A 26,316-nucleotide genomic window follows, 5' to 3' on the forward strand; every position below is an offset into this window, starting at 1 on the left:
GCTGGGGAGACGCGCCACCCGCCCCCGCGATGCGGGGGACCGCCCCCCCCGCCCCCCGCACCGGGGCGGCCGCCGCCGCCGGGACACTGGCGCTGACGCCATAAAAACTGAGGCCCTGCTCGAAACATCGAGCAGGGCCTCAGTTTTGGAGTAGGGGGATGGTACCGATGACAACGCTGAAGATTGCGGCTCAATGCTGACCGGAATCTTCAGCGCAACGTCGTCGGGCGCTACTTCATTTGGAAGTTCGGGGCCCGCTTCTCCTTGAACGCCAGCGGGCCTTCCTTGGCATCCTGCGACAGGAACACCGGGATGCCGTTGGCGGTGTCGGGTTTGAATGCCTCGTTCTCGTGCATGCCCTCGGTTTCACGGATGGTCTTGAGGATCGCCTGCACGGCCAGCGGGCCGTTGTTGTTGATCACCTCGGCGATCTCCAGGGCCTTGTCCAGCGCGGTGCCGTCCGGGACGACGTGACCGATCAGGCCGTACTCGAGCGCCTGTGCCGCGGTGATGTGCCGGCCGGTCAGCAGCATGTCGCACGCGATGGTGTAGGGAATCTGCCGCACCAGGCGTACCGCCGAGCCGCCCATCGGGTACAGGCTCCACTTCGCTTCGGAGATGCCGAATTTGGCGCTCTCCCCGGCGACGCGGATGTCGGTGCCCTGCAGGATCTCGGTGCCACCGGCGATGGCCGGACCCTCGACCGCGGCGATCAGCGGTTTGGTGAGCCGGCGGCCCTTGAGCAGACCCTCGATCTTCGACGGGTCGTAGCTGCCGTCCTTGAACGAATCGCCCGGCGGCTTCTTCGTCGCGCCCTTGAGGTCCATGCCCGCGCAGAAGTATCCGCCGGCACCGGTCAGGATGCAGGTGCGGATCTCCGGATCGTTGTCGACGCGGTCCCAGGCTTCCACCATGATCGAGAGCATCTCGGTGGAAAGTGCGTTGCGCGCCTCCGGCCGGTTCAGCGTCAAGATCAAAGTGTGTCCGCGCTGCTCAATGAGGGCGTCGGGCCCTTTATCAGGCTCAGTCACTGGTGTCTGCCTCTCTACATTTTCGACCCAGACTTGTATCGAAATGTAACACGTTCTAGTTTAGGTTCTGTGGCTCTGAATATTGCTGATCTTGCCGAGCACGCCATCGACGCTGTGCCGGACCGTGTCGCGCTGATTTCCGGTGACGAGCAGCTGACCTACGGGCAGTTGGAAGAGAAGGCCAACCGCCTGGCCCACTATCTGATCGACCAGGGCGTCAAGAAGGACGACAAGGTCGGCCTGTACTGCCGCAACCGCATCGAGATCGTGATCGGGATGCTCGGCATCGTCAAAGCCGGCGCGATTCTGGTCAACGTCAACTTCCGCTACGTCGAAGGCGAACTGAAGTACCTGTTCGACAACTCCGACATGGTCGCGGTGATCCACGAGCGTCGCTACGCCGACCGGGTGGCCAACGTGCTTCCGGAAACGCCGAACGTCAAGACGGTGCTCGTCGTCGAGGACGGCTCGGACGACGACTTCCAGCGCTACGGCGGCGTGGCCTTCGAGGACGCGCTGGCTCAGGGCTCGCCGGAACGGGACTTCGGCCCGCGCAGCGAGGACGACATCTACCTGCTCTACACCGGCGGCACCACCGGATTCCCCAAGGGCGTCATGTGGCGTCACGAGGACATCTACCGAGTGTTGTTCGGCGGCACCGACTTTGCCACCGGCGAGCCGGTGGCCGATGAGTACGACCTGGCCAAGGCGGCCGCGGCGAATCCGCCGATGATCCGCTACCCGATTCCGCCGATGATCCACGGCGCCACGCAATCGGCCACCTGGATGGCGCTGTTCTCCGGCGGAACCGTCCTGCTGACCCCGGAATTCGACGCCGACGAGGTCTGGCAGGCCATCCACGACTACAAGGTCAACCTGCTGTTCTTCACCGGCGACGCGATGGCGCGTCCGCTGCTGGACTCGCTGTTGGCCGCGCAGGCTGCCGGCAAAGAACATGACTTGTCGTCTCTCTTCCTGCTCGCCAGCACCGCGGCGCTGTTCTCCACGAGCCTCAAGGAGAAATTCCTTGAGCTGCTGCCCAATCGCGTCATCACCGACTCGATCGGCTCCTCGGAGACCGGCTTCGGTGGCACCAGCATCGTGGCCAAGGGGCAGTCGCACACTGGCGGTCCGCGCGTCACCATCGACAAGAACACCAAGGTGCTCGACGAGGACGGCAACGAGGTCAAGCCGGGCTCCGGGGTGCGGGGCATCCTGGCCAAGTGCGGGCACATCCCGGTCGGCTACTTCAAGGACGAGAAGAAAACTGCCGAAACCTTCAAGACCTTCAACGGTGTTCGCTACGCCATCCCCGGCGACTACGCCGAGGTCGAGGCCGACGGCAGCGTGACCATGCTGGGTCGCGGCTCGGTGTCGATCAACTCCGGCGGCGAGAAGATCTATCCCGAAGAGGTCGAGGCCGCACTCAAGGGGCACCCCGACGTGTTCGACGCGTTGGTGGTCGGTGTTCCCGACGAGCGTTTCGGCCAGCACGTCGCGGCCGTCGTGCAGCCCCGGGAAGGGGCTCGGCCGACGCTGTCCGAACTCGACGCCTTCGTGCGCAGCGAAATCGCCGGGTACAAGGTGCCACGCAGCTTGTGGCTGGTCGACGAGGTCAAGCGCTCACCTGCGGGCAAGCCCGACTACCGGTGGGCCAAGGATCAGACCGAAGAGCGTGCCGCCGACGAGGTGCATGCCAACCATGTGGGAGCCAAGAGCTGATGCGTACAGAGCTGTGTGAACGGTTCGGGATCGAATACCCGATCTTCGTGTTCACCCCGTCGGAGAAGGTGGCCGCCGCGGTCAGCAAGGCGGGTGGTCTGGGTGTGCTGGGCTGCGTGCGGTTCAACGACGCCGACGACCTCGAAGAAGTCCTGCAGTGGATGGATGCCAACACCGACGGCAAGCCCTACGGTGTCGACGTGGTGATGCCGGCCAAGATCCCCACCGAGGGCACGGCCGTGGACATCAACAAGCTGATCCCGCAGAGCCACCGCGACTTCGTCGCGAAAACCCTTGCCGATCTTGGTGTTCCGCCGCTGTCCGCGGATGAGGAGCGCAACGAGGGCGTGTTGGGCTGGCTGCACTCGGTGGCCCGCAGCCACGTCGAGGTCGCGCTCAAGCACCCGATCAAGCTGATCGCCAACGCGCTGGGCTCCCCGCCGGTCGACGTGATCGAGCAGGCACATGCCGCGGGAGTTCCGGTGGCCGCGCTGGCCGGTAGCACCAAACACGCACTGCGCCATGTGGAGAACGGTGTCGACATCGTCGTGGCCCAGGGGCATGAGGCCGGTGGGCACACCGGTGAGATCGGCTCGATGGTGCTGTGGCCGGAAATCGTTGACGCCCTTGATGGTAAGGCTCCGGTGCTGGCCGCTGGCGGTATCGGCACGGGCAAGCAGGTCGCCGCGGCGCTGGCGCTCGGCGCCTCGGGCGTGTGGATGGGTTCGGCGTTCCTGACCTCGGCCGAGTACGACCTCGGACACCGGCTGCCCGGCGGCACCTCCACGATCCAGGAGGCCCTGCTCAAGGCCACCACCGCCGACACCGTGCGTCGAAAGATCTACACCGGCAAGCCGGCCCGGCTGCTCAAGACCAAGTGGACCGACGCCTGGGATGCCCCGGACGCGCCGGAGCCGCTGCCGATGCCGCTGCAGAACATCCTGGTCAGCGAGGCTCATCAGCGGATGAACGAGTCGGACAACCCCGACACCGTGTCGATGCCGGTCGGTCAGATCGTGGGCCGGATGAACGAGATCCGCCCCGTCGCCGACATCATCGGCGAGCTGGTCAGCGGTTTCGAGGCGGCCACCAAGCGCCTGGACGGTATCGCCGGAGCCTGACCCTCCGCGAAAAGACATAAACCCGTACCTTTTTCCGCGAAAAGGTATGGGTTTGTGTCTTTTCGGCAGAGGAAATTAGCGGCCGGGCAGCTTCTGCACCGCCTGGATCATCGGGGTCAGCGCCTTCTGCCACAGGGTCTGCGAGATCCCCAGCGGCGGATCGAGATTGATCACCCGGGCGGTGGACACGGTCTGCGACTCGGTGTATTTGAGGATGCCGTCGGCACCGTGGCGGCGTCCGACCCCGGAGGCCTTCATGCCGCCCATCGGCGCCGCGGTGCTGCCGAACGCCAGGGCGTAGCCCTCGTCCACGTTCACCGTGCCCGAGTTGATCTTCGCGGCAATCGCCTCACCCTCGGCCTTCGACCCGGCCCAGACACTGGCGTTCAGACCGTACTCGGTGTCGTTGGCCTTCTCGATGGCCTCGGCCACCGAATCGACCGGGTAAATCGACACCAGCGGACCGAAGGTCTCGTTGCGGGCGCATTCCATCTCGTCGGTGACGCCGGTCAGCACGGTCGGCTCATAGAACAGCGGGCCGATGTCCGGGCGGGCGTTGCCACCGGCGATCACCGTGGCGCCCTTGACCTTTGCGTCGTCGACATGGCCGGACACGGTCTTGACCTGGTCCTCGGAGATCAGGCTGCCCATGTCGGCGGTGAAGTCGTAGCCACCGGCCAGCTTCATGTTGCGGACCCGCTCACCGAACTTGGCGGTGAACTCATCGGCCACCTCGCGCTCGACGTAGATCCGCTCGATCGAGATGCACAGCTGACCGGCGTTGGAGAAGCAGGCCCGGGTAGCGGCCTTGGCCACCACATCGAGGTTGGCGCCCTTGGTGACGATCATCGGGTTCTTGCCGCCGAGTTCGGCGGAGAACCCGATCAGCCGGCGGCCGCACTGCTCGGCCAGCGTCCGCCCGGTGGCGGTGGACCCGGTGAACATCAGATAGTCGCAGTTCTCGACGATCGCGGTGCCGACCACCGAACCCGGTCCGGGCACCACCGCGAACAGATCGCGCGGCAGGCCGGCCTGATACAGCAGTTCGGCGTTGGCCAGCGTGCAGTACGGCGTCTGGCTGTCGGGCTTGACCACCACGGCATTGCCGGCCAGCAGGGCCGGGATGGAATCCGAGATCGACAGGGCCATCGGGTAATTCCACGGCGAGATGACGCCGATGACGCCCTTGGGGTGGTGGTTGACCACGGTCTTGACCAGGCCCGGCAGCAGGCCCTGCACCCGCTTGGGCGACAGCAGCTTGGTCGCCTGCCGGGCGTAGTAGCGCGAGTTCAAGATCATGTCGACGATCTCTTCCTGCGCGGCCGAGCGGGCTTTGCCGGTTTCGGCCTGCGCCACATCCATCAGGAAGTCGCGATTCTTGGCCACCAGTTCGCCGAAGCGCTCGATGACGGCAGCACGCTCCGAGACGGGTCGTTTGGCCCACTGGGCTTGCGCGGTGCGGGCCTTGGCGAAGGCTGCGGTCACGTCGTCGGCGGTGCCGACCGGGATGGTGGTCAGCTCCCGCCCGGTGAACACCTCGTCGATGGTTTTGGTCGCGCGCGCACCTACTTCAGCGTCGTCGATCGCGACGAGTGCGCGCAGACGAGCGAAATCCGCAGCGGACGGAGCAGGCATCGGAATTCTCCCTACTGGCAAGTAACCAACAATCAAGGCCAACCTACTCGGTACCCACGGTCCGACAAAGGCCCAGGTTGTCCGATTTGTTCACGACTGGGCCTGGCTCGTCGCTCTAACCTGCCGGTATGGCTGTGAACCTGAACGCGGTGGTCATCGAGATCGTCACCAAAGACCTGCACCGATCCCTGGATTTCTACCGGCTGCTCGGCTTGGAGGTCCCGCAACCGGACGGGCCGCACGTCGAGGTGGCGTTGCCGGGCGGAAACCGGCTGGCCTTCGACACCGAGGAGGTGATTGCCGGAATGCATCCCGGGTGGACGCCCCCGACCGGGCCCGGCCGGGTCGCGCTGGCGTTCGGGCTCGACGCGCCCACCGACGTCGACGAACTCTACGAGCGGCTCACCGGAGCCGGCCATGCGGGAACGCTCACGCCGTTCGACGCCCCCTGGGGGCAGCGCTACGCGACCGTCGAAGATCCCGACGGCACCTCGGTGGACTTGTTCGCCGCGTTGGACAAGTGACGTAACGGCACCCCGGCGAGGGCACGAGCTTCGCGGTGCAGGTGCGGCTGGTCGGCATAGCCCGCCTGGGCCGCGACTGCGCTGGTACTCATCCCGGCGTCGATCATCCGCACCGCGCGCCGAAACCGGAGAATGCGGCGCAGCGTGGCCGGGCCGTACCCGTAGATCGCCGTGCACTGGCGTTGCAGCGTCCGGTCTGACCAGCCGATGTGGCGTGCCGTCGCACTGACCGATTCGCCGGCCGCCAGCCGGCGTGTGACGGATCGCAGCATCGGCAGCGACCATGGGGCGGTCTCGGCCCCAGGTGTGCGAGACGCCAGTGCGAGCGCGAGCTCTTCGAGTGAGCGGTCGTGGATGATCGGGGTCAGCTCGCTCAGCTCAACCCTGGTGTTGCGCAGTTCGGATGCCGGGACACCCAGCAACCGCGGCAGCGCACCGGGACGAAAACGTAACCCGCGCACCGTGTCCGGGCTGCCATCGGTGACGAATGCCGTCGTGTCGGGCCCGGCCACGACGATCGTGCCGCCCATCTCGATCAAATCCATGCAGCCGTCGGGCAGCACGCGGCCGGGCTCGGCCGGGCCCGTGCGCGTCCACCGGCACTCGACGAGTTCGCGTAGCCGGGGCGGCGGATCCTGTTCGCGGTAGCCCACGTCCCCGACGCTACCCGTGTGGCTCATGGGGTTGAATCAGGGAATGACCGGGCGGCCACGCGATGCTTCGATCGACGAGCGGGTGCTCGCGGTCACGCGTGAGCTCCTGGTCGAGGTCGGCTGGGACGATCTCAGTCTTCGGTTGGTCGCGGCCCGCTCCGGCGTGGGCCGCTCCAGCCTGAACCGCCGATGGGCCTCCAAGGCCGAACTGGTGCTGCACGCGATCCTCGGCGAAACACCGGACATGTCACCGTTTTCCGGCACCGACCTGGCCGGGTGGATCGACTGGGTGGTGCGCGGCAGCCACGAGCTGTTCAGCCGAGCCGACGTCAGTGCGGCCGTGCCCGGACTGCTGCTGGCCCTGCGTGAGAACGGGGCGTTGCGAAAGGCCCTGTGGGAGAGCTTCAGTGGGCCGGCGGTCGAGCTGTTCGTCGCCCGGGGGTACGGGTCGGCGTCGGATGCGAAGGCTGTGCTGTCCATGGCGGCCGGGGCCGCGATGTTCACGACCACCGTGGCGATCGACGACGATTCAGCTCAGCTGCGGCACGGGGTGGTACGGCTGCTGCGCCAGGCGCTCGCCGGGTCACCGTCCGAATGAGGCCAGCATCGCCGCCTGCGGCGACCGCCAGGCCTCGATATCGAGATCGACGAGCGTGCTCTTGTCGTCGGTCGGGGTGGCGGCCGTCAACAACATCGCGGCCTCGTAGCTGATCCCGTCACCGAGCGGCAGCACTCCACCGATCAGATCGGAAAGCCAGCCGATGCCGCGAAATAGCGGTCCCGGCAGGGGAATCCGGCGGATTCTGCGTCCGGCGCCCTGTTCCAGCACGTCGATCATCTCGTTGAACGACACCATCACGCCGCCGCAGACATATCGCTTGGGGCCGCGGCCCGGGACCATGAGTCGCTCGTGCACCAGCGCGACGTCACGCACGTCGATCATCTGCATACCGCCGGTCATCCGGGGCGCCAGGCCGGCCTTGGCGATCGGTGCCCAGCCCCGCTCGGTGACACCGGCGGCGGTGTGGAATGCCGGGCCCACGACGCTCGACGGGTAGGTCACCACCACCGGTGCGCCGGCGTCCTGCAACCGCCGGGCCACCCGATCGGCGTAGGCCTTGGTCTTGGCATACGGGCTGCGGCCAGGCGCGGGTGGGGTGTCGGCGGAGATCACCCCGTTGGGCGGCGGGAACAGCGAGCTGTAGCTGCTGACCGAGACGATCGGATCGAGCCCGGCCTCGACGGCACGGTTGAGCACCGCCTCGGTGGCGTGCGCGTTGATCTCCCACATCAGTTGCTCGCGGCGCTGATCGGTGCCGACGATGCCTGCGGCATGAATGAGGGCCTCACACCCCGACAGCAGGCTGTCGACGGTCTCGCTGTCGCGGATGTCGCCTTCCAGCACGGTCATCTCGCCGAGCGCGGCGAGATGACCGATCACCTCCTCGCCTCCGCAGCCCGGTGCGACCAGCAGCCGGATGCGATGGCCCGCCTCGAGCAAGCGTCGAACGGTGTGAGCTCCGAGATAGCCGGTGCCGCCGGTCACTGCGATGTGCATACTGCGCCTCCCATGTTTCGATGCCAATGGTATCGAAATGGTAATGCGAGGTCGCGGTGGAGGTGCTTAGGCCGCGAATTGCGGTCAGTATCAAGCAGCAACGCGCGGCGTAGAGCGCAACGCGGCAGACACCGATCAGCGGGTGATCGGCCAGACCGGGTCGGTGCAGTCGGTGCCCTCGGCCGACAACTGGCGCTTGATCACCTTGAACGTCTCGGTGCGCGGCAACGCGGTGCCGATGCGCACATACGACGGCCACTGCTTGGGGCCGAGGTCGGACTGCTCATGCAGGAAGGCGCGGAACTTGTCGAGGTCGAAGACGGCGTCGGCGGTCAGCACCAGGGCAGCCATCACCTGATCGCCGACATTCGGGTCCGGGATCGGGAAGACCGCGGCCTCGACCACATCGGGGTGGCGCAACAGGATTCGCTCGATCGGGGCGGTGCCCAGGTTCTCCCCGTCGACGCGCATCCAGTCACCCAGGCGTCCGGCGAAGTGGGCATAGCCGTCCTCGTCGAGGTAGGCCAGATCGCCGGTGTGGTAGACACCGCCGGCCATCCGGTCCGCCTCGGCGTCGGGATCGTTGTAATAGCCGCGGAACCAGCCGGCACCGGTTGGGTTCACCAGCTCGCCGACCACGCCCGGCGGACACGGCTTTCCGGTGTCGGGGTCGACGATGGCCACCTGGTCGGTGAGCGGGCCCAGCGCACCTTCGGGGGTGTCGGGCGTGCGGGCGATGGCGACACCGCCCTCGGTGGAACCGAATCCGTCCACCACCCTGACCCCGAACCGCTCGGCGAACCGGTTCAGATCCCGCGGGGCGCCCTCGTTGCCGTAGAGGATTTTCAGCGGGTTGTCGGCGTCGTCGGGCGAAGGTTCGGTGGCCAGGATGTAGGACAGCGGCTTGCCGACGTAGTTGGCGTAGGTGGCGCCGTAGCGACGGACGTCGGCCATGAAGCCGGACGCAGAGAATTTGCGCCGCAAGGCAATCGAGGCGCCCGCGGCGGTGGCGACGGCCCAACCCGCCATGATCGCGTTGGAATGGAACAACGGCATCGACAGGTAGACGGTGTCGGCCGGGCCCAGGCCGAAACGCTCAGCCAGCATCCGGCCCGGGAACGCCACCTTGTCATGCGTGACCCGAACGGCCTTGGGATCACCGCTGGTGCCCGAGGTGAAGATCAGCATGAACAGGTCGTCGGCCGACAAATCGGCGAAGGACACCGGAGTATCGCGGTACGACGCGAGTTCGGTTGCCCAGTCCTCGGATTCGACGTCGATGTAGTCCACGCCCGGCGGGACGGTCACCGAGGAATCGGCCAGCACCAGCTGGCAGTCGGCGTGGGCGATGTCGCGGGCCAGCGCCTCGCCACGCCGGGTCTGATTGAGCCCAACCGGTACCAGCCCGTCCAGGCCCGCCGCGACGAGCAGGCTGGAGAAGAACGTGGTGTTGCCCAGTAGTGCCCCGACATGCGGGGGCTTTGTGGGGTCCAACCGTGCCCGTAACGCCGCTGCGAGCTGTGCGCCCGAGGTGATGTGGTCAGCCCAGCTGACGAACGAATCCGCTTGGTAGATACCGCAATCGGTGACCCCGGCCAGCGGGGCCAGCAGCTGGGTGACGGTTGGACCCCCCATCCCTAGACCGGAGTGTCGGCGAGTTCGCGGCCGATACGCAGCAGCTGCCCGGTGGCCCCGCCGACCCCGAACTCGGTCTGCTTGGCGGCCAGGAAGTACCGGTGCACCGGATGGTCCATGTCGATGCCGACACCACCGTGTACGTGCACGGCGGTGTGCGCGACGCGGTGGCCGGCATCGGCGGCCCAGAACGCCGCACTGGCGACGTCGATGTCGGCGGGCAGGTCTTCGGACAACCGCCAGGCGGCCTGGGTCAGCGTCAGGCGGAGGCCCTTGACGTCGATGTAGCCGTCGGCCAGCCGCGACGACACGGCCTGGAAGCTGCCGATCGGCCGGTCGAACTGTTCCCGCTCGCGGGCGTACTCGGATGTCAGCTCCAATGCGCGTTCCAGGACCCCGAGCTGAAAAGCGCTGCGGCCCAGCGCGGCATGCGTGGTCAGCCAAGCCAGCACTTCCGCTCCACCGATCCGCAGGCCGGCGTCGACGTCGGTGAACTCCAGGTGCGCGACACTGCCCTTACCGGTGGTGCTCAGCGCACTGACGGTCAGCCCGGCTGCATCGGCGGGAACCAGGAACACGGCGGTGTCGCCCTCGGTTTCGGCCGGCACCAGGAAAGCGTCGGCCACCGGCCCGTAGTAGACCTGGGTCCGGGTGCCGGTGAGTGAGCCGTCGGCCCGGGCCTGCACGGGTCCCTGGCCCATCTCGCCGTCGAGCGCGACCGCGAGGATCTTCTCGCCGGCCACGGCGGGCTGCGCCCATTCGGTGCGGAGCTCGTCGGATCCGAACGCGGCGAGCGCGCCGGCGCCCAGCACCACTGAATCCAGGTACGGCACGGCGGCCAGTTGGCGGCCGAGGGCGGTCAGCACGGCGGCCTGCTCGAGCACGCCGTAGCCACCGCCGCCCACGGATTCGGGGGCCGCGGCCGAGAGCACGTCGGCCTCGCGCAGCTTGGCCCACAGATCGGCGTCGAAACGTTGCTCCAGGCCGTCGAGTTCACGCTGGTGCTCGGGGGTGCACACCGACTCGGTGATCGTGCGCACCAGGCCACCGAGGTCGTCGGCAGCTTCGGTTGTCTTGAAATCCATGATGTCCCTTACCGATTGACCCTGGGCAGGCCCAAGGCGACCATGCCGATGATGTCCCGCTGAATCTCGTTGGTGCCGCCGCCGAAGGTCAGGATCAGCGCCGAACGGTGGAACCGCTCGATCCGGCCGCGCAGCAACGCGCCCTTGCTGTCCGGACGCAGTGTCGCCGCGGTACCCAACACCTCCATCAGCAGGCGGTAGGCCTCGGTGGCCAGCTCGGTGCCGTACACCTTGGCCGCCGATGCATCGGCCGGCGAGGGTGCGCCGTCGGCAGAGGCCAGCTCCCAGTTGATCAGCTTGAGCACCTCGGCCTTGGCGTGCACCCGGGCCAGGTTGAGTTGCACCCATTCGGAATCGATGTACCGCTTGCCGTGCACGTCCTTGGTGTTCTGCGCCCACTCGCGGACCCCGTCCAGCGCGACGTAGATCGGCTGCGCAGAAACCAGGGCCACCCGCTCGTGGTTGAGCTGGTTGGTCACCAGCTTCCAGCCCGCGTTCTCCTCGCCGACCAGGTTGGTGACCGGGATGCGCACGTCCTGGTAATAGGTGGCGCTGGTGTCCACCCCCGACATGGTGTGCACCGGAGTCCAGGAGAAGCCCTCGGCGGTCGTGGGCATGATCAGCATGGAGATGCCGCGATGCTTCTTGGCCTCGGGGTTGGTGCGCACCGCCAGCCAGACGTAGTCGGCGTAGGCGATGAGGGAGGTCCACATCTTCTGGCCGTTGACCACGTAGTCATCACCGTCGCGCACCGCCGTCGTGCGCAGCGCGGCCAGGTCGGTACCCGCACCCGGCTCGGAGTATCCGATCGAGAAGTGCAGCTCACCCGCGGCGATCTTCGGCAGGAAGAACTTCTTCTGCTCCTCGGTACCGAAGTGCATGATCGTCGGCGCGACACTGTTGATCGTCAGGAACGGCACCGGGGCGCCGGCGATGGCAGCTTCGTCGGTGAAGATCAGGCCGTCCATCGGCGGGCGGGCCTGGCCGCCGAATTCTTTGGGCCAACTCAGCGTCAGCCAGCCGTCTTTACCCATCTGGGCGACGGTCTCGCGGTAGATGTTGCCGCGCCCCATCTCACCTTCGGAGGAGCTGAGGGCCTCGACCCGCTCGGGCGTCATGAGCTTGGCGAAGTAGGCGCGCAACTCGCGGCGCAACTCCTCCTGCTCGGGGGTGTAACCGATCCGCATTCCGCTGCATCCTCACTGCTCGATAGACCTGAGTTCTCACCTGGTTGTAACACGTTCTAGTCTGATGATCCAGGCCGGTCTCGGACCGGTTTCCGTCAGGTGGGGTCGTATTCTGTGGCTGCGCGCACGCAGCCCCGTGTACGCACACGTCGTGAGGAGGTCGCCATGCGAGTTGAAGTTGACCGTGATCGCTGTGAAGGCAATGCGGTGTGCGTGGGTATTGCCCCTGATCTGTTCGATCTTGACGATGACGACTACGCCGTGGTCAAGTCCGATCCGGTGCCTGCCGATCAGGAGGGCCTGGCCGAGCAGTCCATCGCCGAGTGTCCCCGGGCCGCCCTGATCCGGAAAGACTAGAGGTATTCATAAATTGCGAGGAGCAGCATGACCGACGAGGCTCAGATCGATCTTTCCGGCAAGGTCGCCGTGGTCACCGGCGCGGCCGCCGGCCTGGGGCGTGCAGAGGCCATCGGCCTGGCCAAGGCCGGGGCGACCGTGGTCGTCAACGACATGGCGGCGGCGCTGGAGGGCTCCGACGTCCTCGACGAGATCGCGGCCGCCGGCTCCAAGGGTGTCGCGGTGGCCGGAGACATCAGTGCCCGCTCGACCGCCGATGAGCTGGTCGCGACCGCTGACGGACTGGGCGGCCTGGGCATCGTCGTCAACAATGCCGGCATCACCCGCGATCGCATCCTGTTCAACATGAGCGACGAAGAGTGGGACGCCGTCATCGCAGTGCACCTGCGCGGGCACTTCCTGCTGACCCGCAATGCCGCGGCCTACTGGCGCAACAAGGCCAAGGCCGGTGATGGCACGGTGTACGGCCGGATCATCAACACGTCGTCCGAGGCTGGTCTCTCGGGTCCGGTCGGCCAGCCCAACTACGGCGCCGCCAAGGCCGGTATCACCGCACTGACGGTGTCGGCGGCCCGGGCGCTGGAGCGCTTCGGTGTCCGCGCCAACGCGATCGCCCCGCGCGCCCGTACGGCGATGACCGCCGGCGTGTTCGGCGACGCGCCCGAGATGACCGACGGTCAGGTTGATCCGCTGTCCACCGACCACGTCGTCACACTCGTGCGATTCCTGGCGTCGCCGGCCTCAGAAGCGGTCAACGGTCAGCTGTTCATCGTCTATGGTCCAACTGTCACGTTGGTCGCGCCGCCCACAGCAGAGAAGCACTTCACCGCAGACTCCTCTGCGTGGAACCCGGCAGACCTCAGCGGGACACTGCACGAGTACTTTGCTGATCGTGATCCGGAGCGTGGATTCTCGGCCACTGAGCTGATGGGTTCGCGAGACTGACAGTCTCGTTGCCCCACGCTCGACGGCGGTAGAACATGTTCCAGAACTGTGTCGGCTCGGCATGCCCTGAACTGGGAAAATGTTGCGTTGACCTGAGAATTTGAATTCTTTGACAGTGCGAACGTGTTCTAGTTAATATGATCCGGCTCACTAAGAGCACCGTAAGATCAAGGGGTGGGGAAGCGGCCACGATATATGGCCGTCCATCTTTCGCTAACGCGATCTCGGCGAAGTTCGCCGCCCCTTGTAGCGCGACCCAGTTTGGAAACGAGAACGGAGCCCAGGTTGATCGAACAGCTTGCGGTTCCGGCCCGGGCCGTGGGCGGCTTCGTCGAGATGTCCTTGGACACCTTCGCCAAGATGTTCCGCCGGCCGTTCCAGCTCAAGGAGTTCCTTGACCAAACCTGGATGATCGCCCGAGTCTCGCTGGTTCCCACGCTGTTGGTGGCCATCCCGTTCACCGTGCTGGTGGCGTTCACGCTCAATATCCTCCTGCGCGAGATCGGCGCGGCGGACCTGTCGGGTGCGGGCACCGCGTTCGGCACCGTCACCCAGCTCGGTCCCGTGGTGACCGTGCTGGTGGTGGCCGGTGCCGGTGCCACCGCGATCTGCGCGGACCTGGGCGCGCGCACGATCCGCGAGGAGATCGACGCGATGCGCGTGCTGGGCATCGACCCGATCCAGCGCCTGGTGGTGCCGCGCGTGTTGGCCTCGATGTTCGTGGCGTTGCTGCTCAACGGCCTGGTCTGTGCCATCGGTATCGCCGGCGGATACGCCTTCTCAGTGTTCCTGCAGGGGGTCAACCCCGGCGCCTTCATCAACGGCCTGACCGTGCTGACCGGCCTTGGTGAGTTGGTGCTCGCCGAGATCAAGGCACTGCTGTTCGGCGTGGTCGCCGGCCTGGTCGGGTGCTACCGCGGGCTGACCGTCAAAGGAGGCCCGAAGGGTGTCGGGAACGCAGTGAACGAAACGGTCGTCTACGCCTTTATCTGCTTGTTCGTCATCAACGTGATCATGACGGCCATCGGTGTTCGGGTGCTCGTTCGATGAGCTACGACGCCACCCTTCGCTTCCGCCGGCTGTTCCGCGGTGTGCCCAAGTCCGTCGACAACGTCGGTGAGCAGGCACTGTTCTACGGCGAGACGATGCGGTACATCCCCAACGCCGTCACGCGGTATCGCAAGGAGACCATCCGGCTGGTCGCCGAGATGACCATGGGCGCCGGCGCGCTGGTGATGATCGGTGGCACGGTCGGCGTCGCGGCCTTCCTCACCCTGGCCTCCGGCGGCGTGATCGCGGTGCAGGGTTACTCATCCTTGGGCAATATCGGCATCGAGGCGCTGACCGGCTTCCTCTCGGCCTTCCTCAACGTGCGCATCGTGGCCCCGGTGATCGCCGGTATCGCGTTGGCCGCGACCATCGGCGCGGGCGCCACCGCCCAACTCGGCGCGATGCGGGTGGCCGAGGAGATCGACGCGGTCGAGGCGATGGCCGTACACGCGGTGTCCTACCTCGTCTCGACCCGACTCATGGCCGGGCTGATCGCCATCGTCCCGCTGTACTCGCTGTCGGTGCTGGCCGCGTTCTTCGCCGCCCGCTTCACCACGGTGTTCATCAACGGCCAGTCGGCCGGTCTGTACGACCACTACTTCAACACCTTCCTGATACCGAGTGACCTGCTGTGGTCGTTCCTTCAGGCCATCGTCATGGCGATCGCGGTGATGCTGGTGCACACGTATTACGGCTACAACGCCTCCGGCGGGCCCGTCGGCGTGGGCGTCGCGGTCGGTCAGGCCGTGCGCACCTCACTGATCGTCGTCGTCACCATCACCCTGTTCATCTCCCTGGCGGTCTACGGCGCGTCCGGCAACTTCAACCTTTCCGGGTAGGTGGCAGGAACCTCTATGTCAGACGCAACGACCAAACACCGCCGTCACGTCCGGATCGCCGCGGCGATCCTGGCGGCGATCGTGGCCGCCGCGGTGGTCTTCACCTACTTGTCGTACACCGCGGCCTTCACGCCGACCGACACCGTCAGCCTGACCGCCCCGCGGGCCGGCCTGGTGATGGAACGCGACGCCAAGGTCAAGTACCGGGGCATCCAGATCGGCAAGGTCACCGACATCGCCTACGCCGGCAACGAGGCGAAGCTGACGCTGTCGATCAAGCGCGGCGAGATGCGGTACATCCCGTCCAACGCCACCGTGCGAATCGCGGGCAACACCATTTTCGGTGCGAAGTCGGTCGAGTTCCTGCCGCCGGCGCAGCCGGATTCGAAGTCGCTGCGGCCGGGCAGCACCGTGGCGGCCAAGGACGTGCAGCTGGAGGTCAACACCCTCTTCCAGACGTTGTCCGACGTGCTCGACAAGATCGACCCGGTGAGTTTGAACGCCACCCTGACCGCCCTCGGTGAGGGTCTGCGCGGCCACGGGGACGATCTGGGCGCCAGCCTGGCGGGCCTGAACACCTATCTGCAGCAACTGAATCCGAAGTTGCCGACGCTGCAGGACGACTTCGCCAAGGCCGCCGTGGTGTCCAACATCTACGGCGACGCGGGCCCGGACCTGGCCCGGGTCATCGACAACGTGCCCGCGTTGAACAAGACCATCGTCGACGAGAAGACGAACCTCAACGCCACGCTGCTGGCCGCCACCGGACTGGCCAACAACGGCACCGCCACCCTGGAGCCGGCGGCCGATGACTACATCGCCGCGATCCAGCGCCTGCGGGCTCCTCTGAAGGTGGCCGGCGACTATTCGCCGGAGTTCGGTTGCCTCCTGCAGGGTGTCTCGGTCGCCGTCGACCGGTTCGCCCCGATCATCGGTGGTGTGCGGCCCGGCCTGTACGTGAACTCGAACTTCCTGCCCGGCTCCCCGGCCTACACCTATCCCGAGAGCCTGCCGATCGTGAACGCCTCCGGCGGACCGAACTGCCGCGGCCTGCCCAACATCCCGAGCAAGCAGTTCGGCGGCAGCTGGTACCGCTCGCCGTTCCTGGTGACCGACAACGCGTATGTCCCGTTCCAGCCCAACACCGAGGTGCAGTTCGACGCTCCGGCGACGTTGCAGTTCCTGTTCAACGGTGCGTTCGCAGAAAGGGACCGGTTCTGATGGCCTCCGACGCGCGTCCTGATCGGACCATGCTCAAGGTCGGCATCTTCACCGTCGCCATGGTGTTGGTCGGTGCGATGCTGGTGGTGGTCTTCGGCGAGTTCCGGTTCGCCTCGTCCAACAGCTACCACGCCACGTTCAGTGAGGCGTCCCGGCTGAAGGCCGGCCAGGACGTCCGGATCGCCGGTGTGCCGGTTGGCACCGTCAACGACGTGAAGCTCAACCCGGACAACACCGTTGACGTGGCATTCGACGTCAACAAGCGCTACCAGCTCTACACCTCCAGCAAGGCGCTGGTGCGGTACGAGAACCTGGTCGGGGATCGCTACCTGGAGATCACCTCGGGCCCAGGCGAACTGCGAAAGCTGGCGCCCGGGGCCACCATCCCGGTGCAGAACACTCAGCCGGCCCTGGATCTCGATGCCCTGCTGGGTGGATTGCGCCCGGTGCTCAAGGGCCTCGACGGGGCGAAGGTCAACGAGATCTCCAACGCGGTGATCGAGATGCTGCAGGGCCAGGGCGGCGCGTTGGCGAACATGCTCACCAGCACGAGCGCCTTCACCCAGAACCTGGCCGCGCGAGATCAGCTCATCGGCGACGTCATCACCAACCTCAACACCGTGCTCGGCACCGTCGACGAGAAGGGCGCCCAGTTCGACGCCAGCGTCGACGAGTTGCAGAAGCTGATCACCGGATTGTCCGAGGGCCGGGACCCGATCGCCGGCGCCATCGAACCGCTGGCCTCGGCCGAGAACGACCTGACCGACATGCTGGAGAAGTCGCGCCGGCCGCTGCAAGGCGTGATCGAGAACGCCCGCCCGCTGGCGCAGCGTCTGGACGAGCGCAAGGGCGACGTCAACAAGGTGATCGAGCCGCTGGCGGAGAACTACCTGCGCCTCAACGCACTTGGCGCCTACGGCTCGTTCTTCAACATCTTCTACTGCTCGGTCCGGTTGAAGGTCAACGGCCCGGCCGGCAGCGACATCCTGATTCCGTTCGGCGGCCCGCCGGACCCGTCCAAGGGGAGGTGTGCGCCGACCAATGGCTAGTACGCGCGAGTCGAATCCCGTGCGCACCGGGATCCTCGGCATCTTCGTGGTGGCGTGCCTGGTACTGGTGTCGTTCGGCTACACCGGTCTGCCGTTCTTCCCGCAGGGCAAGCAATTCGAGGCTTACTTCAGCGATGCCGGCGGGATCTCCCCGGGCAACGACGTCAACGTCTCGGGTATCACGGTTGGCAAGGTGACCGACGTGGCCCTGGCCGGCGATACCGCCAAGGTCGGCTTCACCGTCGACCGCGACATCAAGGTCGGCGATCAGTCGTTGGTGGCGATCAAGACCGACACCGTGCTGGGGCAGAAGTCGCTCTCGGTAACTCCCAGGGGCTCGGGCACGTCGACGGTTATCCCGTTGGGCCGCACCACGACTCCCTACACCCTCAACACGGCTCTGCAAGACCTCGGGCACAATGTCTCCGAGCTGGACAAACCGAAGTTCGAGCAGGCGTTGCAGACCCTGACCGACACGCTTCGCGATGCCACCCCGCAATTGCGCGGTGCGCTCGACGGCGTCGCGAACCTGTCCCGCAGCATCAACAAGCGTGACGAGGCCCTCGAGGGGTTGTTGACGCACGCCAAGCGGGTGTCGGATCTGCTGGCCGCCCGCGCCGGACAGGTCAACCAGCTGTTGACCGACGGCAATCAGCTGTTCGCCGCGCTCGACGAGCGCAGGCAGGCGCTGAGCAACCTGATCGCCGGGATCGACGATGTGTCCAAGCAACTTTCGGGATTCGTCGCCGACAACCGCAAGGAATTCAAGCCGGCGTTGGAGAAGCTCAACCTGGTGATGGACAACCTGCTGGAGCGTCGTCAACACATCGGTGAGGCCCTCAAGCGGCTGCCGGGATACGCGACGGCGCTGGGTGAGGTCGTCGGCTCGGGCCCGGGCTTCCAGATCAACCTGTACGGTCTGCCGCCGGCGGCCATCTCCGAGGTCCTGCTCGACACCTACTTCCAGCCGGGCAAACTGCCCGACAGCCTGGCCGACATGCTGCGCGGTTACATCTCCGAACGGACGATCGTTAGGCCGAAATCGCCATGACACAAGACAATTCGGCGCCCGGCCGGAGTCGCTGGCTACGTATCGCGCTGGCTGTGGTGCTGATCGGCGTTCTCGCCGTCGGCGTCTACCAGGTCTGGCCGTCGCGCCAGGGGCACACGCTGACCGCCTACTTCACCAATGCGGTCGGCATCTACCCGGGCGACGAGGTGCGGATCGTCGGCGTGCCGGTGGGCACGATCGATTCGATCGAGCCCAGGCCCTCGGACGTCAAGATCGAGATGACGCTGGATCGCGGTATCAAGGTGCCCGCGGACGCCAAGGCCCTGATCATCTCGCCGAACCTGGTGTCCTCGCGGTTCATTCAGCTGACCCCGGCCTACACCGAGGGCGACGAGATGGCCGACGGTGCGACCATCGGACTCGACCGGACCGGGGTCCCGGTCGAATGGGACGAGGTCAAAGAGCAGCTGACCCAGCTGAGCAGTCAGCTCGGCCCGCAGCCGGGCTCGGTGCAGGGGCCGGTGGCGGCGTTCGTCGACCAGGCCGCAACCACGTTCGACGGCAACGGCGACTCGTTCCGCAACGCCCTGCGCGAACTGTCGCAAACCGCTGGGCGACTGGGGGATTCCCGCACCGACCTGTTCGGCACGGTGAAGAATCTGCAGATCCTGGTGGATGCACTTTCCAACAGCAATGAGCAGATCGTGCAGTTCACCAACCACGTGGCGTCGGTGTCGCAGGTGTTGGCCGACAGCTCCAGCGGGCTGGACCAGACACTGTCCACGCTGAACCAGGCGCTCGGTGATGTCCGCGGGTTCCTCAACGAGAGCAACGACGCCTTGATCGCCCAGGTGGGCAAACTGGCCGACTTCACCCAGATCCTCACCGATCACAGTGACGACATCGAGCAGATCCTGCACGTCACGCCCAACGGGTTGGCGAACTTCTACAACATCTACAACCCGGCCCAGGGCACCGTCGGTGGTTTGCTCTCACTGCCCAACTTCGCCAACCCGGTGCAGTTCTTGTGCGGCGGCAACTTCGACACCGGCGCGAACCCGGAGAACTACAAGCGTGCCGAGATCTGCCGGCAGCGGATGGGTCCGGTACTGCGACGGATCACGATGAACTACCCGCCGGTGCTGTTCCACCCGATCAACAGCATCACCGCTTACAAGGGGCAGATCATCTACGACACCCCCGAAACCGAGGCCAAGTCCGAAACGCCGGTGCCGTACCTGCAGTGGCAGAACGCCCCCGGTGTGACGCCGCCGCAGATTCCGGCGGACGCAACGCTGAGCTCGTTGGTGCTGCCGCCGGAGGCGCCGGCACCCGCAGCCGGAACCGGTGTCGGTCCGGCACCCGGACCCGCGCCTGAACCTGCGCCTGCGCCCGCCGCGGCCGCGCCTGCCGAGGCTGGGGCTGGTGGATGATGAGGGGTAAAGCATTGAGGGGCAAAGCTTCCCGGATCGGCGGCCGGACACTGGCGATCGGCAGTGGCGCGGTGCTGCTGGCCGGCTGCCAGTTCGGCGGACTCAACTCGCTCAACATGCCGGGCACGGCCGGGCATGGCGCGGGCTCCTACACCGTCACGGTGCAGCTGCCGGATGTGGCGACCCTGCCGCAGAACTCGCCGGTGATGGTCGACGACGTGACCGTCGGCAGTGTGTCGGGTGTGGACGCTGTGCAGCGTCCGGACGGCACCTTCTACGCCGCGGTGGAGCTGTCGCTCGACGGTGACGTGAAGCTGCCGGCGAATGCGGTTGCGCGCGTTGCCCAGACGTCGCTGCTGGGCTCGCAGCACGTGGAGTTGGCCGAGCCGGTCGACGAGCAGCCGGAAGGGCAGCTGCGGGAAGGCTCGAACATCAAGCTGGCCCAGACCGGCCGCTATCCCACCACCGAAGAGGTGCTGTCCTCGCTCGGCATGGTGGTCAACAAGGGCAATCTCGGTGCGCTGCAGGACATCACCGATGAGGCCTATGCGGCGGTCGCCGGACGGGCAGGCAGCTTCACCGATCTGATTCCCCGGCTGGCCGAGCTGACCGCGTCGCTGGACCAGCAGACCGACGACATCATCGCCGCCGCCGACGGATTGAACCGGTTCGCCTCGATTCTGGCCCGCAGTAAAGACAACCTGGGCCGCACCCTCGATACGCTGCCCGGCGCGCTGAAGGTGCTCAACGACAACCGGTCCCACATCGTCGAGGCGTTCACCGCGTTGCGCAGCTTCGCCCAGGTCGGTGCGCGGATCCTGTCGCAGACCAAAGACGACTTCGCGGCAGACCTGAAGGATCTCTATCCGGTGATCAAGGCGTTCAACGACAACGCCGACGATTTCATCAAGGACCTGGAGTTCCTTCCCACGTTCCCGTTCCACTACAAGTACCTGCGCCAGGCCGTGCGGGGTGACTACCTGAACGTCTATGTCACCTTCGACCTGACCCTGCGCCGGTTCGGTGAGTCGATCTTCACCACCGGGGGCTTCGACCCCAACATGCAGCACCTCAGCGAGGTGATCAATCCGCCGGACTTCCTGACCGGGGCGATGGCCAACCTGTCCGGCCAGGCCGCCGATCCGTTCAAGATCCCGGCGGGCACCGCGACACAACACGACGAGGGGACGCCGTAATGATCGACCGGCTCACCCGCCTGCAACTGATGATCTTCGGGGTCGTCACGATCCTCACCGTGGGTGCCATCTCGCTGTTCTATCTGCACCTGCCGGCGGCAGTGGGAATCGGCACCTATCACGTCAAGGCGAACTTCGCCTCCGGTGGCGGGATCTATCAGAACGCCAACGTCACCTACCGCGGGGTCACCGTGGGGCGGGTGGAATCGGTCGGGCTGGCGCCCGACGGCGTCATCGCCGACATGCAACTCAACAGCAACACCGCGATACCCGACAACGTCACCGCGACGGTCAAGAGCGTCTCGGCTGTCGGTGAGCAGTACATCGACCTGATCCCGCCGGAGGATCCGTCGTCGGGCAAGCTGCGCAACGGCGCCATGATCGACCAGCAGCACACCCGGGTGGGGCAGGACATCGCCGGGCTGCTGCACGAGGCCGACACGCTGGTCAGCAGCATCGGTAACAGCCGGCTGCAGGACCTGTTGCGCGAGACGTTCAAGGCGTTCAACGGATCCGGACCGGAGCTGGCCCGGTTGATCGAGTCGTCGCGGCTGTTGATCGACGAGGCCAACGCCAGCTACGGCCAGACCACCCAGCTCATCGACCAGGCCGGGCCCTTCCTGGACGCCCAGATACGCAGCGGCGACAACATCCGTTCGCTCGCCGACGGGCTGGCCCGGTTGACCGGTGAGGTGAACAAGGCCGACCCGCAGCTGCGCACGACACTCAAGACCGTCCCGGGCGCCACCGAGGCGGCCAACACGGCGTTCAGCGGTATCCGGCCGACCTTCCCGGTGCTGGCCGCCAACCTGGCCAACTTCGGCCGGATCGGGGTGATCTACAGCAAGTCACTCGAGCAGGCGCTGGTGATCTTTCCGGCGCTGATGGCCGCGCTGAACACCGTCGCCGGTGGGTTGCCCGCCGACGAAGGCGCCAAGCTGGACTTCAAGATCGACCTCGGTGATCCGCCGCCGTGCTCGGTCGGCTTCCTCCCGGCGACCCAGATCCGGTCACCGGCCGACGAGACCCTGCGGGAGCTCCCATCGGATTTGTACTGCAAGACCGCGCAGAACGATCCGGCCGTGGTGCGCGGTGCGCGTAACTATCCGTGCATGGAGTTCCCGGGTAAGCGAGCACCCACCATCCAGCTGTGCCGCGATCCCAACGGCTATGTGCCGGTCGGCAGCAACCCGTGGCGCGGGCCGCCGGTGCCGTACGGGACTCCCATCGAGGACGGGCGCAACATCTTGCCGCCCAACAAGTTCCCGAACATCCCGCCACAGGTCGATCCGGATCCGGGGCCGCCATCCGTGCAGCTGCCACCCGGTGTGCAGCCGGGTCCGGGTCCGGCACCGCACGCGCCGTTCCCGCTGCCGGTGCCGCCGAACAAGCCGGGAACGCCGCCACCGCCGTGGCCGTACTTCGCGCCGCCGGACCAGATCGTGCCGCCGTACGGCCGGACACCTCCGGGGGCTCCGGAAGCACCGGCGCCCGATGCGCCGTTGCCTGCGGAGGCACCACCTCTGGCCAGCCCTCCCGGGATCGGCACCTACGATCAGCACAGTGGGGTCTTCGCTGACGCCGATGGAGGCACCGGTGTGTACGCAGCCGGCGCCGAAGATCTGGCACCCGCGGAGACCTGGGTAGACCTGATGCTGGATCCAAGGCAGGCTTGATGTCCGAAGAAACGGCCTCGAACCAGAGGCCGGTACGTAGGCGCGCGTCCAGGGCGGCCGGTCCGACCGGCGCCCCGGCCGCCGAGGTGACCACGACGACGGTGGCGGTCGAACCGCCATCCGGCTCCGCTCGCAGCAGCCGTGCGGGAGCCACCACACCGGTCAAGGCGCCGCCGCGGCGGCGCGGGCACCGCGCGCTGGTGGCGCTGGTGGCTGCCTCGGTGCTGGGGCTGGCCACCGTCGCGCTCGGAGTCCTGGCCTACGTGATGCTCGACCAGCAACGCGCCGTCGACGACGTCCAGGCCCGCAACGAGCGCTTCGTCGACACCGGCAAACAGACCGTGGTCAACATGTTCAGCTACACCCAGGACACCATCGACGAAAGTGTGAACCGCTTCATCGACGGGACCAGCGGCCCGCTGCGCGACATGATGAGTCAGGGCAACAACGCCGACAACCTCAAGGCGTTGTTCCGTGACACCAATGCCAGCTCGGAAGCGGTGATCAACGGCGCGGCGCTGGAGCAGGTCGACGAGATCGCCAAGAACGCCTCGGTTCTGGTGGCGGTGCGGGTCACGGTCACCGACGTGGACGGTCTCAATTCGCCGACCCGCCCGTACCGACTGCGGGTCATCGTGCACGAGGACGACAACGGGCACATGACCGGATACGACCTCAAGTACCCCGACGGTGGAAACTGACAGATGCGCTCGAAACTCGTTGCCCTGCTGATCGGCGTGCTGTCGGTGGCCTTCGTCGCGCTCGGCGGAATCGGCGGCTCGCTGTACTGGAACCGCGTGATGCAGCGGGGTCAAGAAGTCACCAGGACCACCCTGCCCGCGCTGGCCGCCGAGCAGATCCCGAAGGTTTTCGGCTACGACTACCAGACCGTCGAGCGCAGTCTGATGGAAACGTATCCACTGCTGGCCCCGGATTTTCGCCAGCAGTTCGAGCAGGACGCCACCGCCAAGGTGATCCCCGAGGCACGTAAGCGTCAACTGGTGGTCCAGATCAACGTCGTCGGGGTCGGCATGATGACCGCGGCCCGCGAATCCGGATCGGTGCTGGTGTACATGAACCGCACCGTGACGGACAAGTCCCGTCAGCCCCTCTACGACGGCAGCCGGCTACGGGTCGACTACCGCAAGGTCGACGGGGACTGGTTGATCAACGCGATCAACCCGATCTAGCGCTCGCCAGCGCTCAGGCTGAATTTGCGCTTGCCAGCGCTCAGGTTGAATCTGCGCTTGCCAGCGCGTCGAGAAACGCGCGGGCCCACCGATCCACATCATGCGCCAGCACTTGCCGGCGCAGGGCACGCATCCGCCGCCTGCCCTCCTCCGGACTCTGGTTCAGTGCCGCCTCGATCGCATCCTTGACACCCTCGAGGTGATGCGGGTTGGTCAGGTAGGCCTGGCGTAGTTCGGCCGCCGCGCCGGTGAACTCCGACAGCACCAGCGCACCGCCGAGGTCGCTGCGACAGGCCACGTACTCCTTGGCCACCAGGTTCATCCCGTCGCGCAGCGGGGTGACGAGCATGACGTCGGCGGCGACGAAGAACGCGACGAGCTCCTCCCGCGGCACCGGCCGGTGCAGATAGTGCACCACCGGATGGCCCACCTCGCCGTACTCCCCGTTGATGTGACCGACCTGGCGTTCGATGTCCTCGCGCATCATCTTGTAGCTCTCGACGCGCTCGCGGCTCGGGGTGGCCAGCTGCACCAGGACGGTGTCGTCGCGTTTGACCCGCTGCTCTTCGAGGAGTTCGGAGAACGCGCGCAGCCGCACGTCGATACCTTTGGTGTAGTCGAGCCGGTCGACACCCAACAAGATCTTGCGCGGGTTACCGAGCTCGGCGCGGATCTGCCGGGCCCGCTGCCGGATGGTCCGGTTGCGGGCCTTGGCGTCCAGGTCGGCGGAGTCGATCGAGATGGGGAAGGCACCGACCTTCACGGTGCGGAACCCGTAGGAGATCTCACCGAACCGGGACCGCACGCCGATCGAGGCGCGTGAGGTGTTGGCTCCGACCAGTCGGCGAGCCAGGACCAGGAAGTTCTGGGCGCCGCCGGGCAGATGGAACCCGACCAGGTCCGCCCCGAGAAGGCCCTCGACGATCTCGGTACGCCACGGCATCTGCATGAACAGTTCGACCGGCGGGAAAGGAATGTGCAGGAAGAACCCGATGGTGAGATCCGGTCGGAGCATGCGCAGCATCTTGGGGACGAGCTGCAGCTGGTAGTCCTGAATCCAGACGGTGGCATTCGGCGCGGCGGCCCGAGCCGTGGCTTCGGCGAAACGCCGGTTCACGTCGACGTAGCTGTCCCACCATTCGCGGTGGTACTCGGGTTTGACGATGAGGTCGTGGTACAGCGGCCACAGCGTCGCGTTGGAAAATCCCTCGTAATAGTCGGCCACGTCCTGCGCGGACAGCTGCACGGGGAAGAGCTGGACGTCCTCCTCGACGATGGGCTCTTCGCCGCTGTCGGGAATTCCGGCCCAGCCGATCCAGGCGCCGCGACGTTTCCGCAGCAGTGGTTCCAGGGCGGTGACCAGACCACCCGGGCTGCGTTTGAAGGTTGTGCTGCCATCCGGCAACCGCTCCATGTCGATGGGCAGCCGATTGGCCACCACGACGAAGTCGGAGTTACCGGAGGCGGCCGGTTGGCCGCGCTCCGGACTCATCTACGCCTCGTTTTTCGAGGGGCCGATGCCGAGCATCGACAGGAACATCCGGCATTCGTCGGCGTCGGTGGCGTAGGTGGCCACCACACGCCGGGCCTGGCTGGCGGTGCTGTCGGCGAGCGGCTCGACGTCGTCGATGTCGGCGGCGGGATCAGTTTTCGCAGGCATGGCACAACTCTATGCGACCGGGACAAACCCGGCCGCATCCTGTTGTCAGCCGATGGAACCGTGCACGGTCGGGCTGCTGCCGATCGTCGACTCGGGGGTCGCCGCCGGGCCCTGCGATTGCGCCTCCTCGGCCAGGCCGATGCATTCACCGGTGTTGGCGCCGGTGCACGGGATGGCCCCACCGCCGCCGGGTGCGTGGACGGCGGGCAGGTTGGGGTTGCCCGGGATGCCGCCGAACCCGCTGGGCGAATTCGGCACGGTGTGCGGGACGCACTGCCCGCTGTAGAGGTCTTCTTCTTCGCCTGACGGGCACGCCAGCGCCGGGCCGGAGGAGTCAGGCACGGTCAGCACGGCGACGGCCGGGGCGGCGGCCACGGCGAGGCCGAATCCGCAGCCGAGGATGAGCCGTCGTATCGAGATGGGGAGGGTCGCCATCGTCACGCTTTCTCTAGGTATTCGATTGTTTCGTCGCCGAGGATTCTATGGAAGCTGGGAAGAATCTGCATCAGTTCTAGGAGGTGCCTGGCAAAGCGTCGA

Annotated in this window: 26 protein-coding genes; 16 read left to right on the forward strand and 10 right to left on the reverse strand. The window is 66.5% G+C overall.

The features are described from left to right. Positions 1–230: 230 nt before the first annotated feature. The gene (locus A5733_RS25245) at positions 231–1,031 is read right to left on the reverse strand and encodes a crotonase/enoyl-CoA hydratase family protein (protein WP_067772970.1); all 801 of its coding nucleotides are present in this window, start codon (positions 1,029–1,031) and stop codon (positions 231–233) included. 33 nt (positions 1,032–1,064) lie between these two features. Here A5733_RS25245 and A5733_RS25250 point away from each other — a divergent pair, with 33 nt between their 5' ends. Beyond that, complete coding sequence (locus tag A5733_RS25250; protein WP_198938930.1) at positions 1,065–2,753, forward strand: acyl-CoA synthetase; 1,689 nt, start codon at positions 1,065–1,067, stop codon at positions 2,751–2,753. After that, entirely contained in the window at positions 2,753–3,874 is a 1,122-nt protein-coding gene (locus A5733_RS25255; protein WP_076242085.1) for a nitronate monooxygenase family protein, read from the forward strand. The genes A5733_RS25250 and A5733_RS25255 overlap by 1 nt, the downstream gene beginning before the upstream one ends. A 75-nt stretch (positions 3,875–3,949) precedes the next feature. Here the strand turns inward: A5733_RS25255 and A5733_RS25260 are convergent, their stop codons facing one another. Continuing rightward, complete coding sequence (locus tag A5733_RS25260) at positions 3,950–5,509, reverse strand: succinic semialdehyde dehydrogenase (RefSeq protein ID WP_076242086.1); 1,560 nt, start codon at positions 5,507–5,509, stop codon at positions 3,950–3,952. A 128-nt stretch (positions 5,510–5,637) separates the two neighbouring features. Between A5733_RS25260 and A5733_RS25265 the strand changes: the two genes are divergently transcribed. After that, positions 5,638–6,033 (forward strand): VOC family protein, encoded by a 396-nt coding sequence (locus A5733_RS25265; RefSeq protein WP_076242087.1) that lies wholly within the window; start codon positions 5,638–5,640, stop codon positions 6,031–6,033. On the opposite strand, the gene A5733_RS25270 is transcribed toward A5733_RS25265, so the two are convergent. Continuing rightward, complete coding sequence (locus A5733_RS25270; protein WP_076242112.1) at positions 5,970–6,686, reverse strand: helix-turn-helix domain-containing protein; 717 nt, start codon at positions 6,684–6,686, stop codon at positions 5,970–5,972. The genes A5733_RS25265 and A5733_RS25270 overlap by 64 nt on opposite strands. Positions 6,687–6,729: 43 nt before the next feature. On the opposite strand from A5733_RS25270, the gene A5733_RS25275 reads away from it, so the two are divergent. Continuing rightward, complete coding sequence (locus A5733_RS25275) at positions 6,730–7,284, forward strand: TetR/AcrR family transcriptional regulator (protein ID WP_083666449.1); 555 nt, start codon at positions 6,730–6,732, stop codon at positions 7,282–7,284. On the opposite strand, the gene A5733_RS25280 is transcribed toward A5733_RS25275, so the two are convergent. The 4 genes from A5733_RS25280 to A5733_RS25295 form a co-directional block, all read right to left on the reverse strand. Then, the gene (locus tag A5733_RS25280) at positions 7,270–8,244 is read right to left on the reverse strand and encodes an NAD-dependent epimerase/dehydratase family protein (RefSeq protein WP_076242089.1); all 975 of its coding nucleotides are present in this window, start codon (positions 8,242–8,244) and stop codon (positions 7,270–7,272) included. The two genes, A5733_RS25275 and A5733_RS25280, sit on opposite strands and share 15 nt — an antisense overlap. Before the next feature lie 135 nt (positions 8,245–8,379). Next, positions 8,380–9,879 (reverse strand): long-chain-fatty-acid--CoA ligase FadD17, encoded by a 1,500-nt coding sequence (gene fadD17, locus A5733_RS25285; protein WP_076242090.1) that lies wholly within the window; start codon positions 9,877–9,879, stop codon positions 8,380–8,382. A gap of 2 nt (positions 9,880–9,881) precedes the next feature. After that, positions 9,882–10,964, reverse strand: coding sequence for an acyl-CoA dehydrogenase family protein (locus A5733_RS25290; RefSeq protein ID WP_076242091.1), 1,083 nt, complete (start codon positions 10,962–10,964; stop codon positions 9,882–9,884). A gap of 8 nt (positions 10,965–10,972) precedes the next feature. Further along, positions 10,973–12,151: an acyl-CoA dehydrogenase family protein gene (locus tag A5733_RS25295; protein WP_067772997.1), complete on the reverse strand. Its 1,179-nt coding sequence runs from the start codon at positions 12,149–12,151 to the stop codon at positions 10,973–10,975. Positions 12,152–12,316: 165 nt separating this feature from the next. On the opposite strand from A5733_RS25295, the gene A5733_RS25300 reads away from it, so the two are divergent. The 12 genes from A5733_RS25300 to A5733_RS25355 all read left to right on the forward strand — a co-directional run bounded on the left by A5733_RS25300 (position 12,317) and on the right by A5733_RS25355 (position 24,119). Then, a complete protein-coding gene (locus A5733_RS25300; protein WP_067773000.1) occupies positions 12,317–12,508 on the forward strand; it encodes a ferredoxin in 192 nt (63 codons plus the stop codon). Between the two features lie 27 nt (positions 12,509–12,535). After that, on the forward strand, positions 12,536–13,453 hold the full coding sequence (locus tag A5733_RS25305) for a 3-oxoacyl-ACP reductase (RefSeq protein WP_067773004.1): 918 nt from the start codon (positions 12,536–12,538) through the stop codon (positions 13,451–13,453). Positions 13,454–13,738: 285 nt separating this feature from the next. Beyond that, positions 13,739–14,503, forward strand: coding sequence for an ABC transporter permease (locus A5733_RS25310; RefSeq protein WP_067773006.1), 765 nt, complete (start codon positions 13,739–13,741; stop codon positions 14,501–14,503). After that, positions 14,500–15,342: an ABC transporter permease gene (locus tag A5733_RS25315; RefSeq protein ID WP_067773009.1), complete on the forward strand. Its 843-nt coding sequence runs from the start codon at positions 14,500–14,502 to the stop codon at positions 15,340–15,342. Before A5733_RS25310 ends, A5733_RS25315 begins: the two co-directional genes overlap by 4 nt. Positions 15,343–15,357: 15 nt before the next feature. Next, positions 15,358–16,563, forward strand: a complete 1,206-nt coding sequence (locus A5733_RS25320; protein WP_067773012.1) for an MCE family protein — start codon at positions 15,358–15,360, stop codon at positions 16,561–16,563. Beyond that, complete coding sequence (locus A5733_RS25325) at positions 16,563–17,612, forward strand: MCE family protein (RefSeq protein WP_067773015.1); 1,050 nt, start codon at positions 16,563–16,565, stop codon at positions 17,610–17,612. The genes A5733_RS25320 and A5733_RS25325 overlap by 1 nt, the downstream gene beginning before the upstream one ends. Beyond that, on the forward strand, positions 17,605–18,663 hold the full coding sequence (locus A5733_RS25330; RefSeq protein WP_076242092.1) for an MCE family protein: 1,059 nt from the start codon (positions 17,605–17,607) through the stop codon (positions 18,661–18,663). The genes A5733_RS25325 and A5733_RS25330 overlap by 8 nt, the downstream gene beginning before the upstream one ends. Continuing rightward, positions 18,660–20,057 (forward strand): virulence factor Mce family protein, encoded by a 1,398-nt coding sequence (locus tag A5733_RS25335; RefSeq protein ID WP_076242093.1) that lies wholly within the window; start codon positions 18,660–18,662, stop codon positions 20,055–20,057. The genes A5733_RS25330 and A5733_RS25335 overlap by 4 nt, the downstream gene beginning before the upstream one ends. After that, positions 20,057–21,253, forward strand: a complete 1,197-nt coding sequence (locus A5733_RS25340) for an MCE family protein (RefSeq protein WP_076242113.1) — start codon at positions 20,057–20,059, stop codon at positions 21,251–21,253. Before A5733_RS25335 ends, A5733_RS25340 begins: the two co-directional genes overlap by 1 nt. Then, positions 21,253–22,929, forward strand: coding sequence for an MCE family protein (locus A5733_RS25345; RefSeq protein WP_076242094.1), 1,677 nt, complete (start codon positions 21,253–21,255; stop codon positions 22,927–22,929). Before A5733_RS25340 ends, A5733_RS25345 begins: the two co-directional genes overlap by 1 nt. Continuing rightward, on the forward strand, positions 22,929–23,630 hold the full coding sequence (locus A5733_RS25350) for a mammalian cell entry protein (protein ID WP_076242095.1): 702 nt from the start codon (positions 22,929–22,931) through the stop codon (positions 23,628–23,630). Before A5733_RS25345 ends, A5733_RS25350 begins: the two co-directional genes overlap by 1 nt. A 3-nt stretch (positions 23,631–23,633) precedes the next feature. Continuing rightward, positions 23,634–24,119 carry a mammalian cell entry protein gene (locus A5733_RS25355; RefSeq protein ID WP_076242096.1) on the forward strand — a complete coding sequence of 162 codons (486 nt, stop codon included), beginning with the start codon at positions 23,634–23,636 and terminating at the stop codon, positions 24,117–24,119. Positions 24,120–24,159: 40 nt separating this feature from the next. Here the strand turns inward: A5733_RS25355 and A5733_RS25360 are convergent, their stop codons facing one another. From A5733_RS25360 to A5733_RS25365, 3 genes are read right to left on the reverse strand one after another with little or no spacing between them, the layout of a single operon-like run. After that, positions 24,160–25,611, reverse strand: a complete 1,452-nt coding sequence (locus A5733_RS25360) for a trehalose-6-phosphate synthase (RefSeq protein WP_076242097.1) — start codon at positions 25,609–25,611, stop codon at positions 24,160–24,162. Continuing rightward, positions 25,612–25,779 (reverse strand): hypothetical protein, encoded by a 168-nt coding sequence (locus A5733_RS27350; protein ID WP_142254208.1) that lies wholly within the window; start codon positions 25,777–25,779, stop codon positions 25,612–25,614. A gap of 45 nt (positions 25,780–25,824) precedes the next feature. Beyond that, complete coding sequence (locus tag A5733_RS25365) at positions 25,825–26,214, reverse strand: intersectin-EH binding protein Ibp1 (protein ID WP_067773037.1); 390 nt, start codon at positions 26,212–26,214, stop codon at positions 25,825–25,827. Positions 26,215–26,316: the final 102 nt, after the last annotated feature.

It is taken from the genome of Mycobacterium sp. NS-7484, assembly GCF_001953975.1.
Classification (GTDB): Bacteria; Actinomycetota; Actinomycetes; order Mycobacteriales; family Mycobacteriaceae; genus Mycobacterium.